This window comes from Leifsonia sp. fls2-241-R2A-40a, assembly GCF_030209575.1.
Classification (GTDB): Bacteria; Actinomycetota; Actinomycetes; order Actinomycetales; family Microbacteriaceae; genus Leifsonia.
Map to the genome: position 1 here is coordinate 1,145,156 of NZ_JARVRS010000001.1, position 17,728 is coordinate 1,162,883.

Genomic DNA, 17,728 nt, shown 5'->3' on the forward strand with positions numbered 1-17,728 from the left:
AGTGGTTGACATGCGAATCCTTCACACAATTGGTTGACGACGATCAACCATATCTAAATAGATGACCATAGTCAACTAACGTTCTGCAGTCCTGCAATATTTCCGTCTATGCCCGTTGGCTGAACGTCCTCGTAGCGGAGCGGGTCGACGCTCAGGGAGCGGCGTCGCGCATTCCCTAGCCTCGAGGGATGCATGCTCGTCGACAGCGCTCCTGGACGCTGCGCGTCCCCGCCCACTGGATCGTCTGGACCGTCGTCCTCTTCGCGCTCACGGTCGCCCTCGGCTTCGCCGCGAAGACCCTCCCAGCCCTGCGCCTTGCGGGACTGGATGCGGCGGTCAACCGCGTGAACGCTCCCGTGCTGGACGACCTCGCCCTCGTGCTCGACCGCCTCGACCACCCGGTGGTCGTCGCGGTCGTCCTGGCAGCCGTCTTCGTCGTGCTGCTGTTCGTCGTGGGATGGCGTCGCGCGCTCGGCGTGTGCGTCGCGACCGGCGCGGGATGGCTCACGACGCTGGTCGTGAAGACCGTGGTGGCGCAGCCGCGCCCCTCCACCGACGGTCTGACCCATCTGCTCCGCATCTCTCCCGCGACCCTGAGCTATCCGAGCGGCCATGTGGTGTTCGCCGCTGCCCTCGTCACGGCGCTGGCGACGGTGTGCGCCACCGTCCGCGCCCGCACCGTCGTGCTCGTCATCGGGGCACTGTTCGTCCTCGCCGTCTCGTGGTCGCGGCTGTACGTCGGCGTCCACTACGGCACGGATGTTGTCGGCGGCGCGCTCAACGGCGTCGCCGGTGCCCTGCTGATCGCCGGTCTCTGGAACGTCGCGACACGAGGTCGCCGAAAGGGATACGCAGTCTCTCGGTAGTCCGACGGTCCCGCCGCGCGGGGCCGGGGCCGGATCGTGGAATCACCGATCCACGAACGCCCACGGGCGTCAGACCCCGAGAAGGACCCCATGCTCCGCCGCGTCTCCACCACCGTCCTCGCCGCCCTCCTGCTGGTCGCCGCCACCGACGTCGCCGGCGCCGAGGCAGCCCAGCCGACGACGTCGCTGTCCTCGGCCCTGCGGGTGGTTCCGGACACGCGCGCGGAGCTTCGCGACCTCCCGCCGGCAGTGCACGCGCAGGATCCGGCCGAGCCCGAGCCGGGCGCACAGCCGGACGAGTCCGCACCCGCAGGGGCCCCCGAGCCCGACGCGGCCGAGCCCCCGGCCCCCGCGCCGCCCGCCGCCGTCTGGCCCGTCGACCGCGGCGCAGCGATCACCGATGGATTCGGCCCGCGCGAGGCGCCGACGGCCGGAGCGTCGAGCAACCACCGCGGCATCGACTTCGGAGCGGCCGCAGGGACACCGGTACTCGCGGCCGCTTCGGGGATCGTGACCCACGTCGTGCCCATCGACCAGGGTGGATGCGGCGTCGAGGTGATCATCCAGCACGGTGAGGACGTCGGCTCGGTGAGCACCCGCTCCTGCCACCTCCTCGACGGTTCCGCGCTCGTCGAGGTGGGCACGGTCGTGGCAGCAGGTCAGCAGATCGGCGCGGTCGGAAGCACCGGCGTCTCCACCGGACCGCACCTGCACTTCGAGGTTCTGATTCCGGGCGGCGAGGCGATCGATCCGCTGCCCTGGCTCGAGCGGTTCACCGCACCGGCCGGGTGATCCGGCGCCCGGCGTCAGCACCTGCCCACGACCTGGGTCTCTGCGGTCATGCGCGCTCTCGAAAAAACCTGTGGATCGTCGCGTCACGATCGCGAATCGGCTGCGTCATCAACTACACACGCCCGAACCGCCCGTAAGGACCCGACCTTATGACCCGTGAACTCGACGACGTCTCCGACACCGATCTGCTGGACCGCTCCCGCGAGGGCGACACCCTCGCCTACGGCGTGCTCTGGAAGCGCCACTGGCAGGCTGCGCGCGCGATGGCCGCCTCCGTGACCAGCCGGTTCGACCCGGACGACCTCGCCTCGGAGGCGTTCGCGCGCATCCTCAAAGCGGTCGAGAAGGGCAAAGGCCCCCGGTCGGGCTTCCGCTCGTATCTCGCGACGACGATCCGCAACGTCGCCATCGACTGGTCGCGCCGCAAGACGACTCCCAACATCGAAGACCCCGATGGCATCGAAGACTGGACGTACAGCGAGCTCACCGCCCTCGGCCGGATCGATCAGGAGACCGTCGCGCGCGCCTTCTACGCGCTCCCCGACAGCTGGCAGGAAGTGCTCTGGTACACCGAGGTCGAAGACATGGCGCCGCGCGACGTGGCGCCGCTCCTCGGCCTCACGCCGAATGCCGTCTCGGCGCTGGCCGTCCGGGCGCGCGAAGGGCTGCGGCAGGCGTGGATCAACGCACATCTCGCCGAGGCGGGTACCGACAATCCCGCCCACAGCTGGACACTCAAGAAGCTCGGCTCCTTCGTCCGCGGCAAGCTCTCCCGGGTCGAGCACCGCAAGGTGATGCACCACCTCGAGAACTGCGAACCGTGCTCCGCTGCGGCGGAAGAAGCGGACCGCGTCGGCTCGCGTCTCGCCCTCGGCATCCTCCCGCTCATCCTCGGCGTGGCCGGCGCTGCGTCGTACACGGCGTGGGGGAACGGCGCCGGCACGGCGGTCGCCGCCACACTGCCCGGCGCCGGGGTGGCCGTACGCCGGGCAGGCAACCTGCGACACCTGTTCACCTCGGCGACGACGGGCTCCAACATCGGAATGGGAGCGGTGGCCGCCACCGTCGTCGCGGCCGCCGCACTGACGGCAGGAGCCGTCATCGGGGCTCCGCAAGCCAACGAACCGGCGGCGTCGGCAGCGAATGCCGCTGCAGTGCCGCCGGGCACGGACGACGCACCCCGGCAGCCCGCCACCGGCGAGCTCTCCGCTCCGGCGGGTCCTGAGGACGGCCCGTCCGTCGAACCGCAGGACGGGCGCGCACCTGCGGCCGACTCGCCCCGCGCGCCGTCCACACCCCCACCATCGGACGTCTGGCCGGATACCGGCGCCGGCCGGCCGGCCGGTGACACGCCTCCGTCCACGACCACGCCGGCGGGCATGACCGAAACGCCGCCGGAGCCATCGCCGTCGGCGACACCCACACCGGCCCCGACCTCGACACCGGGGCCCACACCCTCGCCGACACCCTCCCCCCGCACCATGGCGGAGGCCCGCGAGGCCGCGGTCCGCACGGTCCCGCCCGCCGACACCCTGCTCGCCTACCGCGTCGACGACGCACCGGGGTCGACGACCGCCACCGATTTCATCCACGGCAACAGCGCCGCCTACGCCGGATCGCCGGGGACGCCCGGATGGTCGTTGACCGACAGCGTCCTGCGCGCTCCCACCGACGCATTCAGCATCCAGATCTGGTTCCGGACGACGACGGGCGGTGGACGGCTCCTCGGTTTCGGCTCGGCCGCCCAGGGAACGTCCTTCTACTTCGACCGCCACCTGTTCCTCGCCGACGACGGAAGGCTGGTCTTCGGCGTGTTCCCCGGAGCCGTGCACACCATCGCGTCGACGGAGAGCTACTCCGACGGCAATTGGCACCAGGCGACGGCGACGCTCTCCGTGGCCGGCATGGCGCTCTACGTCGACGGCGAGCGGGTCGCACAGGACCCATCGGTCACGCAGGCGCAGGACTTCTCCGGCTACTGGCGCGTCGGCTACGACAATCTCGCCGCCTGGGGTCCGGACACACCCACGCGCCGCCAGTTCGCCGGAGACCTCGGCTTCGCCGCCGTGTACAGCGACGCGTTGACGGCGGACCAGGTCCGGCTGCAATGGAACGAGAGCAATTGACGTCTGCGCGTCATCGTCGGGCCCCGTCCGACGTCTATTCATGTGAGAGCGCGATTCGGGCATCGCACTCTTACCTGGAGCCGCTTCGATAAGGGCGTCTCCGCCATGGAGTGGCCCGCCGTCCGTCGGGTATCGAGCCGGCCGGGCCACTCCATCACCCGCCCTTCCCAGACAAGCAGACCGACGAGCGAGAGGATGCGATGCGAGCGACCGGCTGGAATCCGCGCGAACACGCCGCCCGGCTGGTCAGCATCATCACAGACGGCTGGCGCGGTGAGATCGTCACCCCGCTCATCCCCCGCGATCCGACCTCGCCTCTTCGGTCCGCCTTGCTCAACGAACGCGCGCAGCGCCTGAGCGAGCTGCGCACGCTCGACTTCCGTGTCTACGACACGGTCCGACTCGAGGAGTCCGGCTCGGGCGACGCGTACCGCATCATCGACCGGTTCAAGGTCGCCACGGGCATCGAACGTCCCGCCTGACTCCGCTCACCCGTTGCCGAGAGTGACGGTCGTGGTCTTCGTCGCGCCGTCGCGCACGTAGGTCACTGTCACCTTGTCCCCCGGTTTGCTGGTCAGCTGGATCGCGGTCAGATCGTCGACACTGCCGACCGGCTTGCCGTCCACCTTCGTGATGATGTCGCCGGCCTGCAGACCGGCCTGCTTGGCGGGGCCACCGGGGGTCACACCCTGGACGTACAGGCCCGGCTGCTGACTGCCGCCCTCCCCCGGCTGGATCGGGCTCACCACGATGCCGAACGTCGGATAGGTCACTTTGCCCGTATCGATGATCTGCTTCGCGATCGGGCTCGCGACCGCCTCAGGCACCGCGAAGCCGATTCCGACGCTGCCACCACCGGCGACCCCGCTTGCGCTGGGCACCGTCGCGATGGCGGAGTTCACGCCGACGAGCCGTCCCTCGCAATCGACCAGCGCGCCCCCGGAGTTGCCCGGGTTGATGGAGGCGTCGGTCTGGATGGCGTCGGCGAGCACCGCGTTACGGTCACCGTCGCCCTGCACCGGCACGGTACGTCCCAGGGCGCTCACCACACCCGTCGTGACCGTGCTGGAGAGTCCGAGAGGCGCGCCCAGCGCAACGACCGGTTGGCCGACCTTCAGAGTCGTCGAGTCGCCCTGTTCGATGGTGGGAAGCCCGGACGCGTCCACCTTGATCACCGCGATGTCCGCGCGCTCCGAACGCCCGATCAACTTGGCGGGGTGTGTCGACCCGTCGTTGTAGAGGACGACGATGTCGGCGCCTTCGGCCGCCGGCGCGATCACATGGTTGTTGGTGAGGATGTAGCCGTCGGAGGTGATGATCTCGCCGCTACCGGTGCCTCCCGATCCGTCGGCCGAGGTCACGCCGATCGTCACGATCGTGGGAAGGACGTCGCGGGCGACTGTCTCGGCGTCGCAGACGGATTGAGACGGCACCGAGGCGATGCGGGACGGCATCATCCCGCCGATCGTCCCCGCCGTTCGGATCGCCAGGCCGCCGAGCGTTCCCGCTCCCAGCAGGATCACCGCAGCCAGGATCGCCAGGAGGACGATCGCCCAGACCGGGAACCGTCGTGAACGATGCGCGTGGTCGTCGCACGATGACGTCATGTCGCGCCCCCTTCGACTTCGTTGACGAAATGGTGAGCGTGGTCACGCAGCCTTGGCTAGACAGTTTGGCCGGCGGCGCTGCACCGCTGACGGATGACCGCGCACCCGAAGGACACGGCGTGTACGCGTGCCCTTCGGGGCGGACGATCAGGCGGCGAGGACGAACTCGTCGCAATTCCGGGCGAGGGCCAGCCGCAGCCCCCGGCGGGCGCGTGCCGCGAGGGCGGTGGCTGCTCCGACGGTCATGCCGAGGTCGGCGGCCACCGCGGCCATCGGGAGGTCCTGCAGGGAGGTGAGGATGAGGACGCGCTGCCACCGCGCCGGCAGGCTGCGGAACGGCTTCTCGAGTTCTCCGAGGTCGGTGACCTCGAACTCGTAGCTGCCCACCGCAGTGTCCTCGTTGAAGGGGACGACGGTCGCACGCGAGTCACGGGCACCCCAGGTCGCTGCGACGTTGCGGATGGCGGTGCGGAGGTAGTGCGCGAATCCGAGCATCGGACCGTTTCCGTTGCGCAGCGAGCTCAGCACTTTCGCGAAGGCTTCCTGGACGATGTCCTGCGCGTCGTAGCGCGAGGTGGTCGAGCGGGCGACGTGGTGGGCCCAGCCCTGGTAGCGGTGCCACAGCTCTCCGAACACCGCGTGCTCGCCCTGACGGACGCGCTCGAGCAGCTCCAGGTCGGTGGGACGGACGTTGTTCGCGGTGGTCATCATGCCTCCTCGGTCGGGGTGGCGGATGGGGTGTCTCCCGATCCGATGACCCCAGACTCGATGCCGTGTCCGCGCCTCCAGAACCGGGGAACTACGCAGTCACTACCGAGTCGGAGGCCGGCGCGAAGTCGGGCAGACGATCGCCCTTCCCGAACATCGCCGCGAGCGCAGCGACGGTCCGCTGGGCGGCGGCGCCATCGCCGAAGGGGCTGGCCGCCTGGGCCATCCGCGCGTGTCGTACCGGGTCGGTCAGCAGGTGCGCCGACTCCTCGACGATGGCCTCCACGCGCGTCCCCACCAGCCGTGAGGTGCCCGCGAGCACCGCCTCCGGACGCTCGGTCGTGTCGCGCAGGACGAGCACCGGCGTGCCGAGGGCGGGCGCCTCCTCCTGCACGCCGCCGGAGTCGGTGAGGATGAGCGTCGCGCGGTCCATCAGGTGCACCATCTCGGGGAAGGCGACCGGAGCGGTGACCAGGATGTTGTGCGCCGTGCCGAGCGCCGACAGCAGGTGCTCCCGCACCGCCGGGTTCGGGTGCGCGGGGAGCACGAAGACGTGGTCCGGGAAGCGCGCGGAGAGCACACGGACGGCCGCACCGATGCGCTGCATCGGCTCCCCGTGGTTCTCGCGGCGGTGCGCCGTGATGAGCACCATCGGACGGTCGCCGGAGACGGTCTCGGCGAGCGCCGGGTCGGTGAACTCCGGCTCGCGGCCGAGCATGAGGTGGAGCGCGTCGATGACCGTGTTGCCGGTCACGGCGATCCGCTCCTCCGGAACCGCGGAGGCGAGCAGGTTGCGCCGAGCGTGCTGTGTGGGCGCCAGGTGCAGGCTGGCGATCTGGCCGACGATGCGGCGGTTCGCCTCTTCCGGGAACGGGTCGAAGAGGTCGCCGCTCCGCAGGCCGGCTTCGACGTGGATGACCGGGATCTTGCGCTCGAAGGCCGCGAGCGCCGCGGCCATCGCCGAGGTCGTGTCCCCCTGCACCATGACGGCATCGGGCGCGTGCTCGTCGAGGAGGGCCTGGAGACCCGTCATCGTCCGCACCGTGATGTCGTGCAGCGTCTGCCCGGCAGTCATGATGCCGAGGTCGGCGTCCGCCGTCACGTCGAAGACGCCGTTGACCTGGTCGAGGATCTCCCGGTGCTGCCCGGTGAGGACCACCGTCGGCGTGAAGTGCGGGGACTCGCGCAATGCTCGGACCACCGGCGCCATCTTGATGGCCTCGGGGCGCGTTCCGTAGACGGGCATGATCGTGAGCACGGGATGTCTCCTCTCGTCGCGAGGGCGCTGACTGCGCCCTCGTACCTAGAGACGGAGCGAACCGCGCCAATCTGACGCGTGATCGGCCCGGGGTAGCGTGGCGTCATGACTCTGACCGTCGAGAACCAGCCCGATCAGTCCCGCTATGCCCTCCTACAGGACGGCGAGGCCATCGGAGTGGCGGAGTACCAGCTGCGCGACGGCGCCATCGTCTTCACCCACACCGAGGTGGACGAGGAGAAGCGCGAGAAGGGGATGGCGTCCACCCTGGTGAAGGCGGCGCTCGACGACGTTCGCGACAACTCCGAGCTGCGGGTCATCGCGACCTGCCCCTACGTTCGGAGCTGGCTCAGCGAGCATCCCGACTACGCGGAGCTGCAGCAGCGGTAGCACGCCCGCCTTCCGAGGGCTCCCGGCCCGGAGCGCGCTGGCCGTGACCCGCCGGTCCGAGGTCGAGCGTGATCTTGCCACCCTCCCAGGCAGCGTCGCCCTTATCGCCGGGCAGCGGCGCGGGCGCGGGGAGGAGCGTCTGCCGGTCCAGCTCCTGCTGGGCCTCGTGGCGGGTCGGCGCGAAGACCTCGTCGAACGAGCCGCCGATGGCGCCGCTCATGGTGCCGGAGCCCCTCTGCGCCTTGTTGGAGAGGTCGATCCAGCCGAGCTTGACCGCGAGCACGATAAGCCCGACGAATGCCGCCACGATCCCCACGACCCACCAATTCACGCCGTCCAGGGTACCGGAGGAGCTGTGGGCTTCCTGAAGGACCGCCGGTTCTCAGACCGCGAACTGGTGGTTGATCGCCTCGGCCGAGTAGAGCGCGTCGGTGACGATCCGCGCCATCCCGACCAGACCGGAGTCCTCGCCCAGCGCGCCCAGGCGGATGTCGAGGTTGCGGGTCGCCCGGGGAAGCGAGCGCGGGTAGAGCGTCTCGCGCAGCCCGCCGAGCAGCTCGCTGGAGGCGAGGTCGCCGCTGACGACGAGGACGCCCGGGTTGATCATGGAGACCACCGTCGCCATGACCTCGCCGATCCGGCGTCCGGCCTCGTGGGTCAGCGCCAGCGCCTCGACGTTTCCCGCCTGGATCAGCCGGCGGACGTCGCGACCGGAGGCGGCCGGGAATCCGCGCTCGGCCAGCGTCATCGCGACCGCACGACCGCTGGCCACGGCGGCAAGGCAGCCGCGCGAGCCGCACTGGCAGATGGCGTCCTCGCCGGCGAGGCGGATGTGACCGATGTCGCCCGCTCCGCCGTCGATGCCGTGGTACACGGACCCGTTGATGACGAGCCCGGACCCGATACCGGTCGAGACCTTGACCAGGCAGACGGCATTGCTGTCGCCGAAGTTCGTGGACTGCTCGCCGAACGCCATCGCGTCGGCGTCGTTCTCCACGAACGTCGGCACCGGGAGCTCGTCGCTCAGGTGGTCGGCGATCGGGTAGCCGTCCCAGCCGGGCATGATCGGCGGCTGCGCCGGTCGCCGGGTCTTCGGGTCGACCGGTCCGGGCACCGAGATCCCCGACCCGACGACGGTGCGATCGCCTGCCGACGAGGCGATGAGACCGCGCATGGACGCGGCCAGCGCATCCAGGACCGTCTTCGGGCCGTCGACGATCGCGACGTCGACGGTGTCCGTCGCGAGGATGCGCCCGCTCAGGTCGGTGAGCGCCGTCCGCGAGTGCGCGGTGTCGACCGCCGCCACCGCCAGGAGCGAGCGCGACGAGTGGAAGGCGAGTCGATCGGGGCGACGGCCGCCGGTCGCCCCGCCGCCTCCGGCGACCTCGGTGACGAGGCCGGCATCCATCAGGGCATCGACCCGCTGGGCCACCGTGACGCGCGACAACCCGGTGACCTGCTGGATATCGCGGCGCGTCGTAGCCTCGGAGCGGCGGATCAGTTGCAGCACATCTCCCGGCCCAGAGCTCATCGGCCGCCTTTCCTCCGGGGGGACCCACGTTCGCCTCCCCATCGTACGAGGTCGGCCGGAGTCGTCGGTCACCCCTTGTCCGCCCCACTCGTGAGGCCATCGGTGAGCGAGCGCTCCGCGAGACCGTAGAGGACGATGATCGGGATGGTCAACAGCACCGATCCGGCCATCAGCACGGTCTTCGACACCTCGATGCCGTTCGACAGCTGCGAGAGGCCGAGCGAAACCGTCCACAGGTCGCGGTCCGCGGCGAGGAAGAGCAGCGCGAACAGGAACTCGTTCCACGCGATCATGAACACGTAGAGACCGGTCGACACGATCGACGGCATGGCGAGCGGCACGGTGATGCGCAACAGGATGCGGAACCGCCCGGCGCCGTCGACCATCGCGGCCTCCTCGACGCTCTCCGGTATGGACTGCAGGTACGACCGGAGCATGTGGATGGAGACCGGAATGGTCTGCGCGATGTACACGATCACCAGCGAGGCCAGCGACTCCCGGATGCCGAGCGCCGAGAACCCGACGAACAGGGGGATCGCAATGATGATCGTCGGGAACAGGTAGACCGCCAGGAAAAGCGAGCTTATCTGCCGGCGGCCGAAGAACTTCAGTCGCGAGACCGCGTACGAGCCGGGGATGGCCACGATCAGAGTGATGATGACGGCGGCGATGGCGACGAGCGCCGAGTTCAGCATGAACTGGGCGAAGCCCTGGCCGCCCTGCTCCTGCGGCTTGAGCACCTCGGCGTACGTCTGCAGCGTGAGGTTCTGCAGCGGCACCCACAGCCGTTCGGGGTGCAGCAGCACCTGCTCGATCGGCACGAGGCTCAGTTCGACCATGTAATAGAAGGGGAAGACGGTCGCGACGATCAGTACGGCGATCACGACCCAGCGCAGGGCTCCGAAGGTGCGCTTCTGCACCACGATCCGGCTCACTGGTCGTCCCCCTTTCCGGCGAAGAATTTGACGTAGACGAACAGGAAGACGCCCAGGATCGCGGAGAGCACGAACGCATTCGCCGCGGCGCCCCCGATGTCGAAGCTGCCGATGAGGGTGTCGTAGACGCGGACCGCCGAGACCTCGGTGCCGGCGGCGCCTCCCGTCAGCAGGTAGACGTCGTCGAATTTGTTGAACGTCATGATCAGGCGGAGCACGGACAGCAGGGAGATGACCGGCAGCAGCTGCGGGAACACGATATGGCGGAAGTTCTGCCACGGGGTGACGCCGTCGACGAGGGCGGCCTCCTCCACATCGCGCGGCAACGCCACCAGGCGAGCCGTGATGAAGAGGAAGGCGAACGGGAAGTAGCGCCAGATCTCGAAGAAGATCACGGTGATCAGCGCGTACGGAGCCTTGCCGAGGAAGTCGATCGGGTGCTCCCAGCCGAACCACTCCTTGCCGAGCGTGTTCACGATGCCGAACTGCGAGTTCAGCATGATCTGCCACACGAAGGTGACGGCGACCACGGGGGCGACGTACGGGAGCAGCATGAGCGACCGGGCGACGCCCCGGCCGCGGAAGGGGGCGCGGAAGGCGAGCGCGGCGATCAGGCCGACGGCGATCGACCCCGCGGTCGAGAACACCGAGTAGACGATGGTGGTCCACAGCGAGGACCAGAAACCGGGGTCGGTGAAGACCTCGACGAAGTTGTTCAGGGTGAACGAGTTGAGCAGCCCGTTCTCGGCGATGCTCGTGAAGTCGGTGTCCTGGAACGCGAGGATGAGGTTCCAGATCACCGGGACGATGACGATCGCGAGGATGATGATCGTCGTCGGGAGGACCATCGCCAGTCCGGCGCGGTTGTCGCGTCCGGCCAGCGCGCCCCGGCGCTGGCGGCCCCGCGAGGGGGCCGCCGGCGTCGGGGCGGGAGCCCCTTGCTTCGGTGTGGTCGGTGCCAGACGGGTCATGGAGTCACTTCTTCAGCTTCGACTGCAGCTGCTCGACCGCGTCGTTCGCGCTCTTCGCCGCGTCGCTCGCACTCGTGCCGGAGCCGAGGCTCGCGACCGCCTTCGAGATGGGCAGCTGGGTGTTCACCGGTCCGAGCAGCGCGCCCTGACCCTGCGGGATGGCCCAGCGGTCGATCTCCGAGGGCATGTTCAGCAGGGCGTCGATCGTTGCCGCGTCGTAGATGTCGGACAGCTTCTTCTTGGTGTCGACGCCGGCCTCGAGGTTCTTCCAACCGTCGGTGTACTCGGTCGCGTTCGCCGAAGTGCCGGTGCGCAGCGGGAACTTGCCCTCGGGAGCCATCCCGAGCCACTTGAGGTAGCCGTCGGACAGCATGTACTCGATGAACTTCTCGGAGGCGGAGGCGTTGGCCTTCTTGGTCACCAGCCACGAGGTGGCCTCCCCGTAGGTGGCGCCCTTCTTGCCGTCCGGGCCCTGGATCGAGGTCACGATCCCGCTGTTCTTGGCGAGCCAGGTCGGGTCGGCGGTGCACTGCGGGCACGTGGGCAGCGCGTCGTTCCGGAGGCCGCCGAGCTCGTCCAGGATGTACGTCGACCAGTCGACCATGGCCGCCTGTCCGGCGAAGTACGTGGCGCGCGTGGTGTCCACGGTCTGGGTTCCCTGCGGCGAGTAGTGCTGCGCGAGCGAGCCGTAAAGGTCCCACGTGGTCTTGCAGGCGCTGGAGTCGAGGCCGACCTTGCCGCTCTTGTCGACCAGCTGGCAGTCATTGCCCAACGCGAGCGACTCGAAGGTCTGCGACGTGAAGACGTCGGCCGGGTCGGTCGCGAGCGTGATGCCGTAGTTGCTGCCGGAGGTGAGCGTCTTCGCGGCCTTCTCGAGGTCGGCGTACGTCGTCGGCGGCTTGAGCCCCGCCTTCTCGAACAGGTCCTTCCGGTAGACCAGGATCTGCGCGTAGGCCGAGTCGGGCACGGCGAGTTGGCGGTCCCCATCCTTGTCGAGGGCGAGCGCCGAGTCGACGAAGGTCTTCTCCCCCAGGCTCTTGACGACGTTGGCCGCCGAGTCCGGATTGAGCAGCTTCTGGGAGTCGAGCTGGCGCACGAGGGAGAGCGGGATGGCACCCATCACGTCCGGGAGCTTGCCCGAGATCGCGGCGGAGGCGACCAGCTGCGGGACCTGGTTCTCGTCGACCGGCACCAGCTTGACCTGGATGCCCGTCTTCTTGGTGAACCCGTCGATGATCTCCTTCGTCACGTTGACGCGATCGGGCTGGTTCTCCTCCGACCAGACGGTGATGGTCTTGCCCTTGTCGTTGCCGCCGCTGTTGGAGCTGCCGGAACAGCCGGCGAGGGTGGCCGCTCCGGCGACCAGCAGGGTCGCTCCGGCGACGATCTTGGTGATGCGCGACGTCATCATCGCGTCTCCTTTCGGGGGATGGGGTGTGGTTGGAGAGTAATCCAACTTATGCATAATGTCTATACACAAGAAGCACAATCACGATGCTAATGTAGTCGCCATCACGAAACCAAGGACGGTCGCATGAACAGCCTTCTCCGCTTCGCCGCCCCGCGCGCCGTCGAGGTCATCGACGCACCGCGGGCGGAACTGACACCCGGACAGGTGCGGGTTCGCACCCTCTACTCGGGAATCTCGGCCGGGACGGAGCTCACCGCGTATCGCGGGACGAATCCCTACCTGACTTCGCAGTGGGACCCGGAGCTGCGACTGTTCCGCGGCGGGGCGGATAGCGGACAGCTCGCCTACCCGCTGGACGGCTGGGGCTACTCCGAAGTCGGCGAGGTCGTCGAGATCTCGGAGCCCGAAGGCGGCCTCCCCGCGGACGCGCCGCGGGTCGGAGACCGGGTGTGGGGCATCTGGGGACACCGCGCTGAGGGCGTCCTCGCCGTCGAGGCGCTGCGCGGACACGTCCTCCCGGACGGCCTCGATCCTCTCGCGGCGGCCTTCGTGCGCGTCGGTGCGATCGCGCTCAACGGTGTGCTCGCCGCCGACCTGGGCGTCGGATCCACGGTGGTCGTCTTCGGCCAGGGCGTGATCGGGCTGCTCGCCACGCGTCTTGCGTCCCTCAACGGCGCGACGGTGTTCGCTGTGGACGGCATCCCCTCGCGCCGGGAGGCCGCGACCCGCTGGGGCGCCGCGCACGCTCTCGCCCCCGACGACGGGCTGGCGATGACCCTTCGCGAGCTGACCGCCGGAGCGGGCGCCGACGCGGCCATCGAGCTGAGCGGCAACTACCACGCCCTCCAGTCCGCCATCCGGGCCGTCGGAGCCGATGGCACCGTCGTCGCATCCGGCTTCTACCAGGGGGAGGCGACTCCGCTGCACCTCGGCGAGGAGTTCCACCACAACCGCGTCCAGCTCCTCGCCTCGCAGATCGGATCGGCGCCCAACCGCCTCCGCGCGCGCTGGGACGTGCCGCGTCTGCAGCGCACTGTCGTGGATGCTCTGGCTGACGGCCGCGTCGACGCGGCCGCACTGGTGACGCACCGCTACCGCATCGAGGATGCGGCCGAGGCGTACCACCTGCTCGACACCGACCCGTCCGCCGCCCTCCAGGTGGTGCTGGAGTTCTGATGAACCAGATCACCGTCCAGGAACAGCACGTCCCCGGCGAGACGCTCGAGCAGAAGTTCGAGACCGCGCTCGCATGGGGTTACGACGGCCTCGAGCTGCGCAGCCGCGGCGACTTCCACTTCGCCGGGCGCCTGCCCGATCTGAAACGCGCGGCGGCCGCCGGCGTCGTGATGCCGACGTCGTGCGTCGAGATGTCGCACTTCATCGGCGCCTTCGACCCGGAGCTGCGCGAGGATGCGATCGCCCAGCTGTCGTCGCAGCTGACCGTGATGGCCGAGATCGGCGGGGTGGGAGTCATCACCCCCGGCTCGTACGGCATGTTCTCGCGGCGCCTCCCCCCGTTCGAGCCGCCTCGGACCCCCGACGAGGACCACGCCATCCTCGTGGATGCGCTCGGTCGCCTCGGCGAGCATGCCGAGCGCGAGGGCGTCGAGCTGTTCCTCGAGCCCCTGAACCGGTACGAGGACTACCTCGTGAACACGCTCGCGGGCGCCGCAGCACTCCTCGCCGCGGTGGGCTCCCCGGCCGTCAAGATCGTCGCGGACACCTACCACATGAACATCGAGGAGGCCGATCCGGCCGCCGCGCTCCTGGAGGCCGCGCCCTACATCGGCCACCTGCAGGCCAGCGACTCGAACCGGCTGGAGCCGGGTGCCGGTCATGTCGACTGGGCGCTGTTCGGAGCGACGGCCCAGGCGATCGGCTACGAGCGCTCGATCTCCATCGAGAGCCGGCTCTCCGGTCCGGCCGAGACGGTGCTGCCGACCGTGCCGCCCCTTCTCCGGCGGTATCTGTGAGCACGCTCGGCCCGGCCGCCGCCCGCATCCTGCTGAGCAACTGGCGTCGCGGCTACACGGTGCCGGCGGGCGGCCTCTACCCGCACCAGTGGAGCTGGGATTCGGCCTTCATCGCCATCGGCCTGCGGCACCTTTCGCCGCGCCGAGCGCAGCAGGAGCTCGACACCATCCTGAGTGCGCAGTGGAGCGACGGCCGGCTGCCGCAGATCGTGTTCCACTCCGGGCATGACGACGGCTACTCCCCCGGGGTGAGCTTCTGGCACAGCAGCCGCATCCCCGGATCCCCGCCGGTCGAGACGTCGGGTCTGGTGCAGCCGCCGAACCACGCGCTCGCGGCGCTCATGGTTCATGAGGCCGACCCGGACGAGTCGGCCCGCCGCGGTTTCCTGGAGCGTGCGTATCCGCGTCTCGCCCGGTGGCACGAATACCTGCGCGACCGCCGCGGCGGCGGCTCCGGACTCGCCCGCGTCGTGCATCCCTGGGAGAGCGGGATGGACAACTCGCCGTACTGGGACGCCTGCTTGCGCAGCATGACCCAGACGTACGCGGACGAGATCCCCCGCCCCGATCTGCTGCACGCGGACGCCGAGCACCGACCCTCCAACGGCGAGTACGGCAAGTACCTGTACCTGGCGGCCCGCTACCGCGACCACCAGTGCGACGACGCGGACGTCGAGTTCCCCTTCCAGTTCGAGGACCCGGCGTTCAACGCCCTCTGGGCGCGCTCGGAGCTGTCCCTCGCGGCGATCGCCGAACTCGTCGGCGCCGACCCCGAGCCGCACCGCGCCGAGGCCCGCAGGATCAGGCACCACCTCGAGCAGCTCTGGTCCCCCGAGCTCGGCTGCTACGTGGCACGGGATGCGCGGACCGGCGAACTCCAGCCGTATCGCACGGTCTCCGGTGTCGTTCCGCTGCTGCTCCCGGAGCTCCCGCACACCGGCGAGCTGCTCGAGCTGCTCCGCGGCCCCCACTTCCGGCTCGGCGAGGTCGCCATGGTCCCGAGCCACGACCTGACGGCACCCACGTTCGACTCCGCTCGCTACTGGCGCGGCCCCTCCTGGTTCAACACCGCATGGCTGATCGCGGAGGCGCTCTACGAGCGCGGCTTCACCGCCGAGGCGGAGCTTCTGTCGCGCAACATGGACGACGGCGCGCTCCAGCACGACTTCCCGGAGTACCTCGACCCGTACTCCTCCGATCCGCGCGGAACGCGGCGCTTCAGCTGGACCGCCGCCCTCGCCCTCGACCTCTCCCAGAAGATCGGAAGCCCTCGATGACCGTCGTCCGCGCCACCGTCTGGAACGAGAACGTCCACGAGACCACCGAACCGCACATCATGCCGTTCTATCCGGACGGGATCCACGGCGCCGTGGCCTCCGCCCTGCGTGAGCAGCTCGGGGATGCGGTCGAGGTGCGCACCGCGACCCTCGACCAGCCGGAGCACGGCCTCAGCGAGGAGGCACTGGCGGCCACCGACGTCCTGTTCTGGTGGGGGCACCTCGCTCACGACCGCGTCGATGATGCCGTCGTGGATCGCGTCCAGCGGCATGTCCTCGGCGGGATGGGCCTGGTCGTGCTGCATTCGGGTCACTTCTCGAAGATCTTCACCCGGCTGATGGGGACGACGTGCTCGCTGGCCTGGCGGGACGACGGCGACCGCGAAGCGGTGTGGACGACGGCACCCGGCCATCCGCTGACCGCCGGTGTAGCCTCTCCTCTCGTGATCGACGCGCACGAGACGTACGGCGAGCACTTCGACGTGCCGGAGCCCGACGAGACCGTGTTCATCAGCGCGTTCAGCGGTGGGGAGGCGTTCCGGTCCGGGCTCGTCTACCGCCGCGGGCGGGGACGGGTCTTCTACTTCAGCCCGGGTGACCAGAAGTATCCGGTCTACCGGAACCCCGGGGTGCGACGGGTGCTGGCGAACGCGGCGCTGTGGGCCGCCGGCGACGGTGAGCACGTCCTGCCGGCTGTCTCGCATCCCCGCCACGGCGAACTGATCGAGGCAGCGGCGTCGCGCGCATGAACGCCCGGATCGTCGTCGCGCCCGACTCCTTCAAAGGGTCGGCAGGCGCAGAGGTCGTGGCGGCCGCCGTCGCCGACGGCTGGCGTTCCGTGCGCCCGAGCGACGAGGTGATCGAACTGCCGATGGCGGACGGCGGCGAGGGGACGGTGGATGCGTTCCTCGCCGCGGTGCCCGGCGCGATCCAGCGCACGGTCGTCGTGGACGGCCCGGACAACCGCCCGGTGACGGCCCGCTGGGCGCTGCTGCCCGCCGCAGAGGCGACGCCCGGCGGCACGGCGGTCATCGAGGTGGCGCAGACCAGCGGGCTCGGCCTGCTGGACCCGCTGCGGCCGCTCCATGCGCACACCCGGGGTCTCGGTCAGGCGATCGCCGCGGCGCTGGACGGGGGCGTGTCGCGCGTGCTCGTCGGCCTCGGCGGAAGCGCCACGACCGACGGCGGAGCCGGTGCGCTGGTCGCCCTCGGCGCCCGCCTCACGACGCGGACGGGGGCGGACATCGCGGACGGCAATACCGGGCTGGGGACGGTCGCGGCCGTCGACCTCAGCGGCCTGCGTCCTGCGCCCGAGGGCGGCGTGGTGCTGCTGACCGACGTGCGGAGCCCGCTCCTCGGCGAGCGCGGAGCGGCCCGCGTCTTCGGCCCGCAGAAGGGTGCTTCGCCCGGCGACGTCGAGGTGATGGAGGTCTACCTCGAGAACCTGGTGCGTCGCACGGCCGAACACTTCCCCTCGGCGACCGCCCTGAGCGAGCGGCCGGGAGCCGGCGCGGCCGGAGGGACGGGGTTCGGGCTCAGCCTGTGGGGCGCCACCATCCGGGTAGGCGCGGACGAGATCGCCGCGCAGCTGAAGCTTCCGGAGGCGGTCCGGGCCGCCGACCTGGTGATCACCGGCGAGGGACGCTACGACGAGCAGACCGGTGAGGGCAAGGTCGCCGCACGCGTCGCATCCCTCGCGCGGGAGGCGGACGTACCGGTCGCGCTCGTGGCCGGACTCGTGGCCATCGAGCCGCAGGGCTTCGCGGACCGGGTGGAGCTCACGTCCCTCGCCGGCTCGGCCGCCGCCTCCCTCGCGGACGCGGCGAACTGGGCGCGGCGCGCCGGCGGGGTGCTGGCCGCACGCTGGCGGGGCTGACGCCCGG

At 70.0% G+C, this 17,728-nt stretch carries 18 protein-coding genes; 10 read left to right on the top strand and 8 right to left on the bottom strand.

The window, feature by feature from the left end; translation table 11 throughout:
• The first annotated feature begins 188 nt into the window (after window positions 1-188).
• The 4 genes from QRN40_RS05735 to QRN40_RS05750 all read left to right on the top strand — a co-directional run bounded on the left by QRN40_RS05735 (window position 189) and on the right by QRN40_RS05750 (window position 4,266).
• Window positions 189-866: a phosphatase PAP2 family protein gene (locus QRN40_RS05735; RefSeq protein ID WP_285114552.1), complete on the top strand. Its 678-nt coding sequence runs from the start codon at window positions 189-191 to the stop codon at window positions 864-866.
• Window positions 867-956: 90 nt separating this feature from the next.
• Entirely contained in the window at window positions 957-1,658 is a 702-nt protein-coding gene (locus QRN40_RS05740) for a M23 family metallopeptidase (RefSeq protein ID WP_285114553.1), read from the top strand.
• A gap of 149 nt (window positions 1,659-1,807) precedes the next feature.
• Complete coding sequence (locus QRN40_RS05745) at window positions 1,808-3,784, top strand: sigma-70 family RNA polymerase sigma factor (RefSeq protein WP_285114554.1); 1,977 nt, start codon at window positions 1,808-1,810, stop codon at window positions 3,782-3,784.
• A gap of 200 nt (window positions 3,785-3,984) precedes the next feature.
• Window positions 3,985-4,266, top strand: coding sequence for a hypothetical protein (locus QRN40_RS05750; RefSeq protein WP_285114555.1), 282 nt, complete (start codon window positions 3,985-3,987; stop codon window positions 4,264-4,266).
• A 6-nt stretch (window positions 4,267-4,272) separates the two neighbouring features.
• Here QRN40_RS05750 and QRN40_RS05755 read toward each other — a convergent pair whose 3' ends face one another.
• The 3 genes from QRN40_RS05755 to wecB all read right to left on the bottom strand — a co-directional run bounded on the left by QRN40_RS05755 (window position 4,273) and on the right by wecB (window position 7,357).
• Entirely contained in the window at window positions 4,273-5,391 is a 1,119-nt protein-coding gene (locus tag QRN40_RS05755) for a S1C family serine protease (protein WP_285114556.1), read from the bottom strand.
• Between the two features lie 147 nt (window positions 5,392-5,538).
• The gene (locus QRN40_RS05760) at window positions 5,539-6,099 is read right to left on the bottom strand and encodes an RNA polymerase sigma factor (RefSeq protein WP_285114557.1); all 561 of its coding nucleotides are present in this window, start codon (window positions 6,097-6,099) and stop codon (window positions 5,539-5,541) included.
• Window positions 6,100-6,190: 91 nt separating this feature from the next.
• Window positions 6,191-7,357 carry a non-hydrolyzing UDP-N-acetylglucosamine 2-epimerase gene (gene wecB, locus QRN40_RS05765; RefSeq protein ID WP_285114558.1) on the bottom strand — a complete coding sequence of 389 codons (1,167 nt, stop codon included), beginning with the start codon at window positions 7,355-7,357 and terminating at the stop codon, window positions 6,191-6,193.
• 105 nt (window positions 7,358-7,462) lie between these two features.
• Between wecB and QRN40_RS05770 the strand changes: the two genes are divergently transcribed.
• Window positions 7,463-7,747 (top strand): GNAT family N-acetyltransferase, encoded by a 285-nt coding sequence (locus QRN40_RS05770; RefSeq protein ID WP_285114560.1) that lies wholly within the window; start codon window positions 7,463-7,465, stop codon window positions 7,745-7,747.
• Here the strand turns inward: QRN40_RS05770 and QRN40_RS05775 are convergent.
• The 5 genes from QRN40_RS05775 to QRN40_RS05795 all read right to left on the bottom strand — a co-directional run bounded on the left by QRN40_RS05775 (window position 7,707) and on the right by QRN40_RS05795 (window position 12,595).
• Complete coding sequence (locus tag QRN40_RS05775; protein ID WP_285114561.1) at window positions 7,707-8,078, bottom strand: hypothetical protein; 372 nt, start codon at window positions 8,076-8,078, stop codon at window positions 7,707-7,709. The two genes, QRN40_RS05770 and QRN40_RS05775, sit on opposite strands and share 41 nt — an antisense overlap.
• Window positions 8,079-8,129: 51 nt before the next feature.
• Complete coding sequence (locus QRN40_RS05780) at window positions 8,130-9,278, bottom strand: ROK family transcriptional regulator (protein WP_285114563.1); 1,149 nt, start codon at window positions 9,276-9,278, stop codon at window positions 8,130-8,132.
• Window positions 9,279-9,346: 68 nt separating this feature from the next.
• Entirely contained in the window at window positions 9,347-10,213 is an 867-nt protein-coding gene (locus QRN40_RS05785) for a carbohydrate ABC transporter permease (RefSeq protein WP_285114564.1), read from the bottom strand.
• Window positions 10,210-11,184 carry a carbohydrate ABC transporter permease gene (locus tag QRN40_RS05790; protein WP_285114565.1) on the bottom strand — a complete coding sequence of 325 codons (975 nt, stop codon included), beginning with the start codon at window positions 11,182-11,184 and terminating at the stop codon, window positions 10,210-10,212. Before QRN40_RS05790 ends, QRN40_RS05785 begins: the two co-directional genes overlap by 4 nt.
• Window positions 11,185-11,188: 4 nt before the next feature.
• Window positions 11,189-12,595: an ABC transporter substrate-binding protein gene (locus QRN40_RS05795; protein WP_285114566.1), complete on the bottom strand. Its 1,407-nt coding sequence runs from the start codon at window positions 12,593-12,595 to the stop codon at window positions 11,189-11,191.
• 123 nt (window positions 12,596-12,718) lie between these two features.
• Here QRN40_RS05795 and QRN40_RS05800 point away from each other — a divergent pair, with 123 nt between their 5' ends.
• The 5 genes from QRN40_RS05800 to QRN40_RS05820 are packed head-to-tail and all read left to right on the top strand — an operon-like array spanning window position 12,719 to window position 17,721.
• Window positions 12,719-13,771 carry a zinc-dependent alcohol dehydrogenase gene (locus QRN40_RS05800; protein ID WP_285114567.1) on the top strand — a complete coding sequence of 351 codons (1,053 nt, stop codon included), beginning with the start codon at window positions 12,719-12,721 and terminating at the stop codon, window positions 13,769-13,771.
• Window positions 13,771-14,568: a sugar phosphate isomerase/epimerase family protein gene (locus tag QRN40_RS05805; protein WP_285114568.1), complete on the top strand. Its 798-nt coding sequence runs from the start codon at window positions 13,771-13,773 to the stop codon at window positions 14,566-14,568. The genes QRN40_RS05800 and QRN40_RS05805 overlap by 1 nt, the downstream gene beginning before the upstream one ends.
• Complete coding sequence (locus tag QRN40_RS05810; RefSeq protein ID WP_285114569.1) at window positions 14,565-15,845, top strand: MGH1-like glycoside hydrolase domain-containing protein; 1,281 nt, start codon at window positions 14,565-14,567, stop codon at window positions 15,843-15,845. Before QRN40_RS05805 ends, QRN40_RS05810 begins: the two co-directional genes overlap by 4 nt.
• Window positions 15,842-16,594, top strand: coding sequence for a ThuA domain-containing protein (locus QRN40_RS05815; protein ID WP_285114570.1), 753 nt, complete (start codon window positions 15,842-15,844; stop codon window positions 16,592-16,594). Before QRN40_RS05810 ends, QRN40_RS05815 begins: the two co-directional genes overlap by 4 nt.
• Window positions 16,591-17,721 carry a glycerate kinase gene (locus QRN40_RS05820; RefSeq protein ID WP_285114571.1) on the top strand — a complete coding sequence of 377 codons (1,131 nt, stop codon included), beginning with the start codon at window positions 16,591-16,593 and terminating at the stop codon, window positions 17,719-17,721. Before QRN40_RS05815 ends, QRN40_RS05820 begins: the two co-directional genes overlap by 4 nt.
• Window positions 17,722-17,728 lie beyond the last annotated feature (7 nt).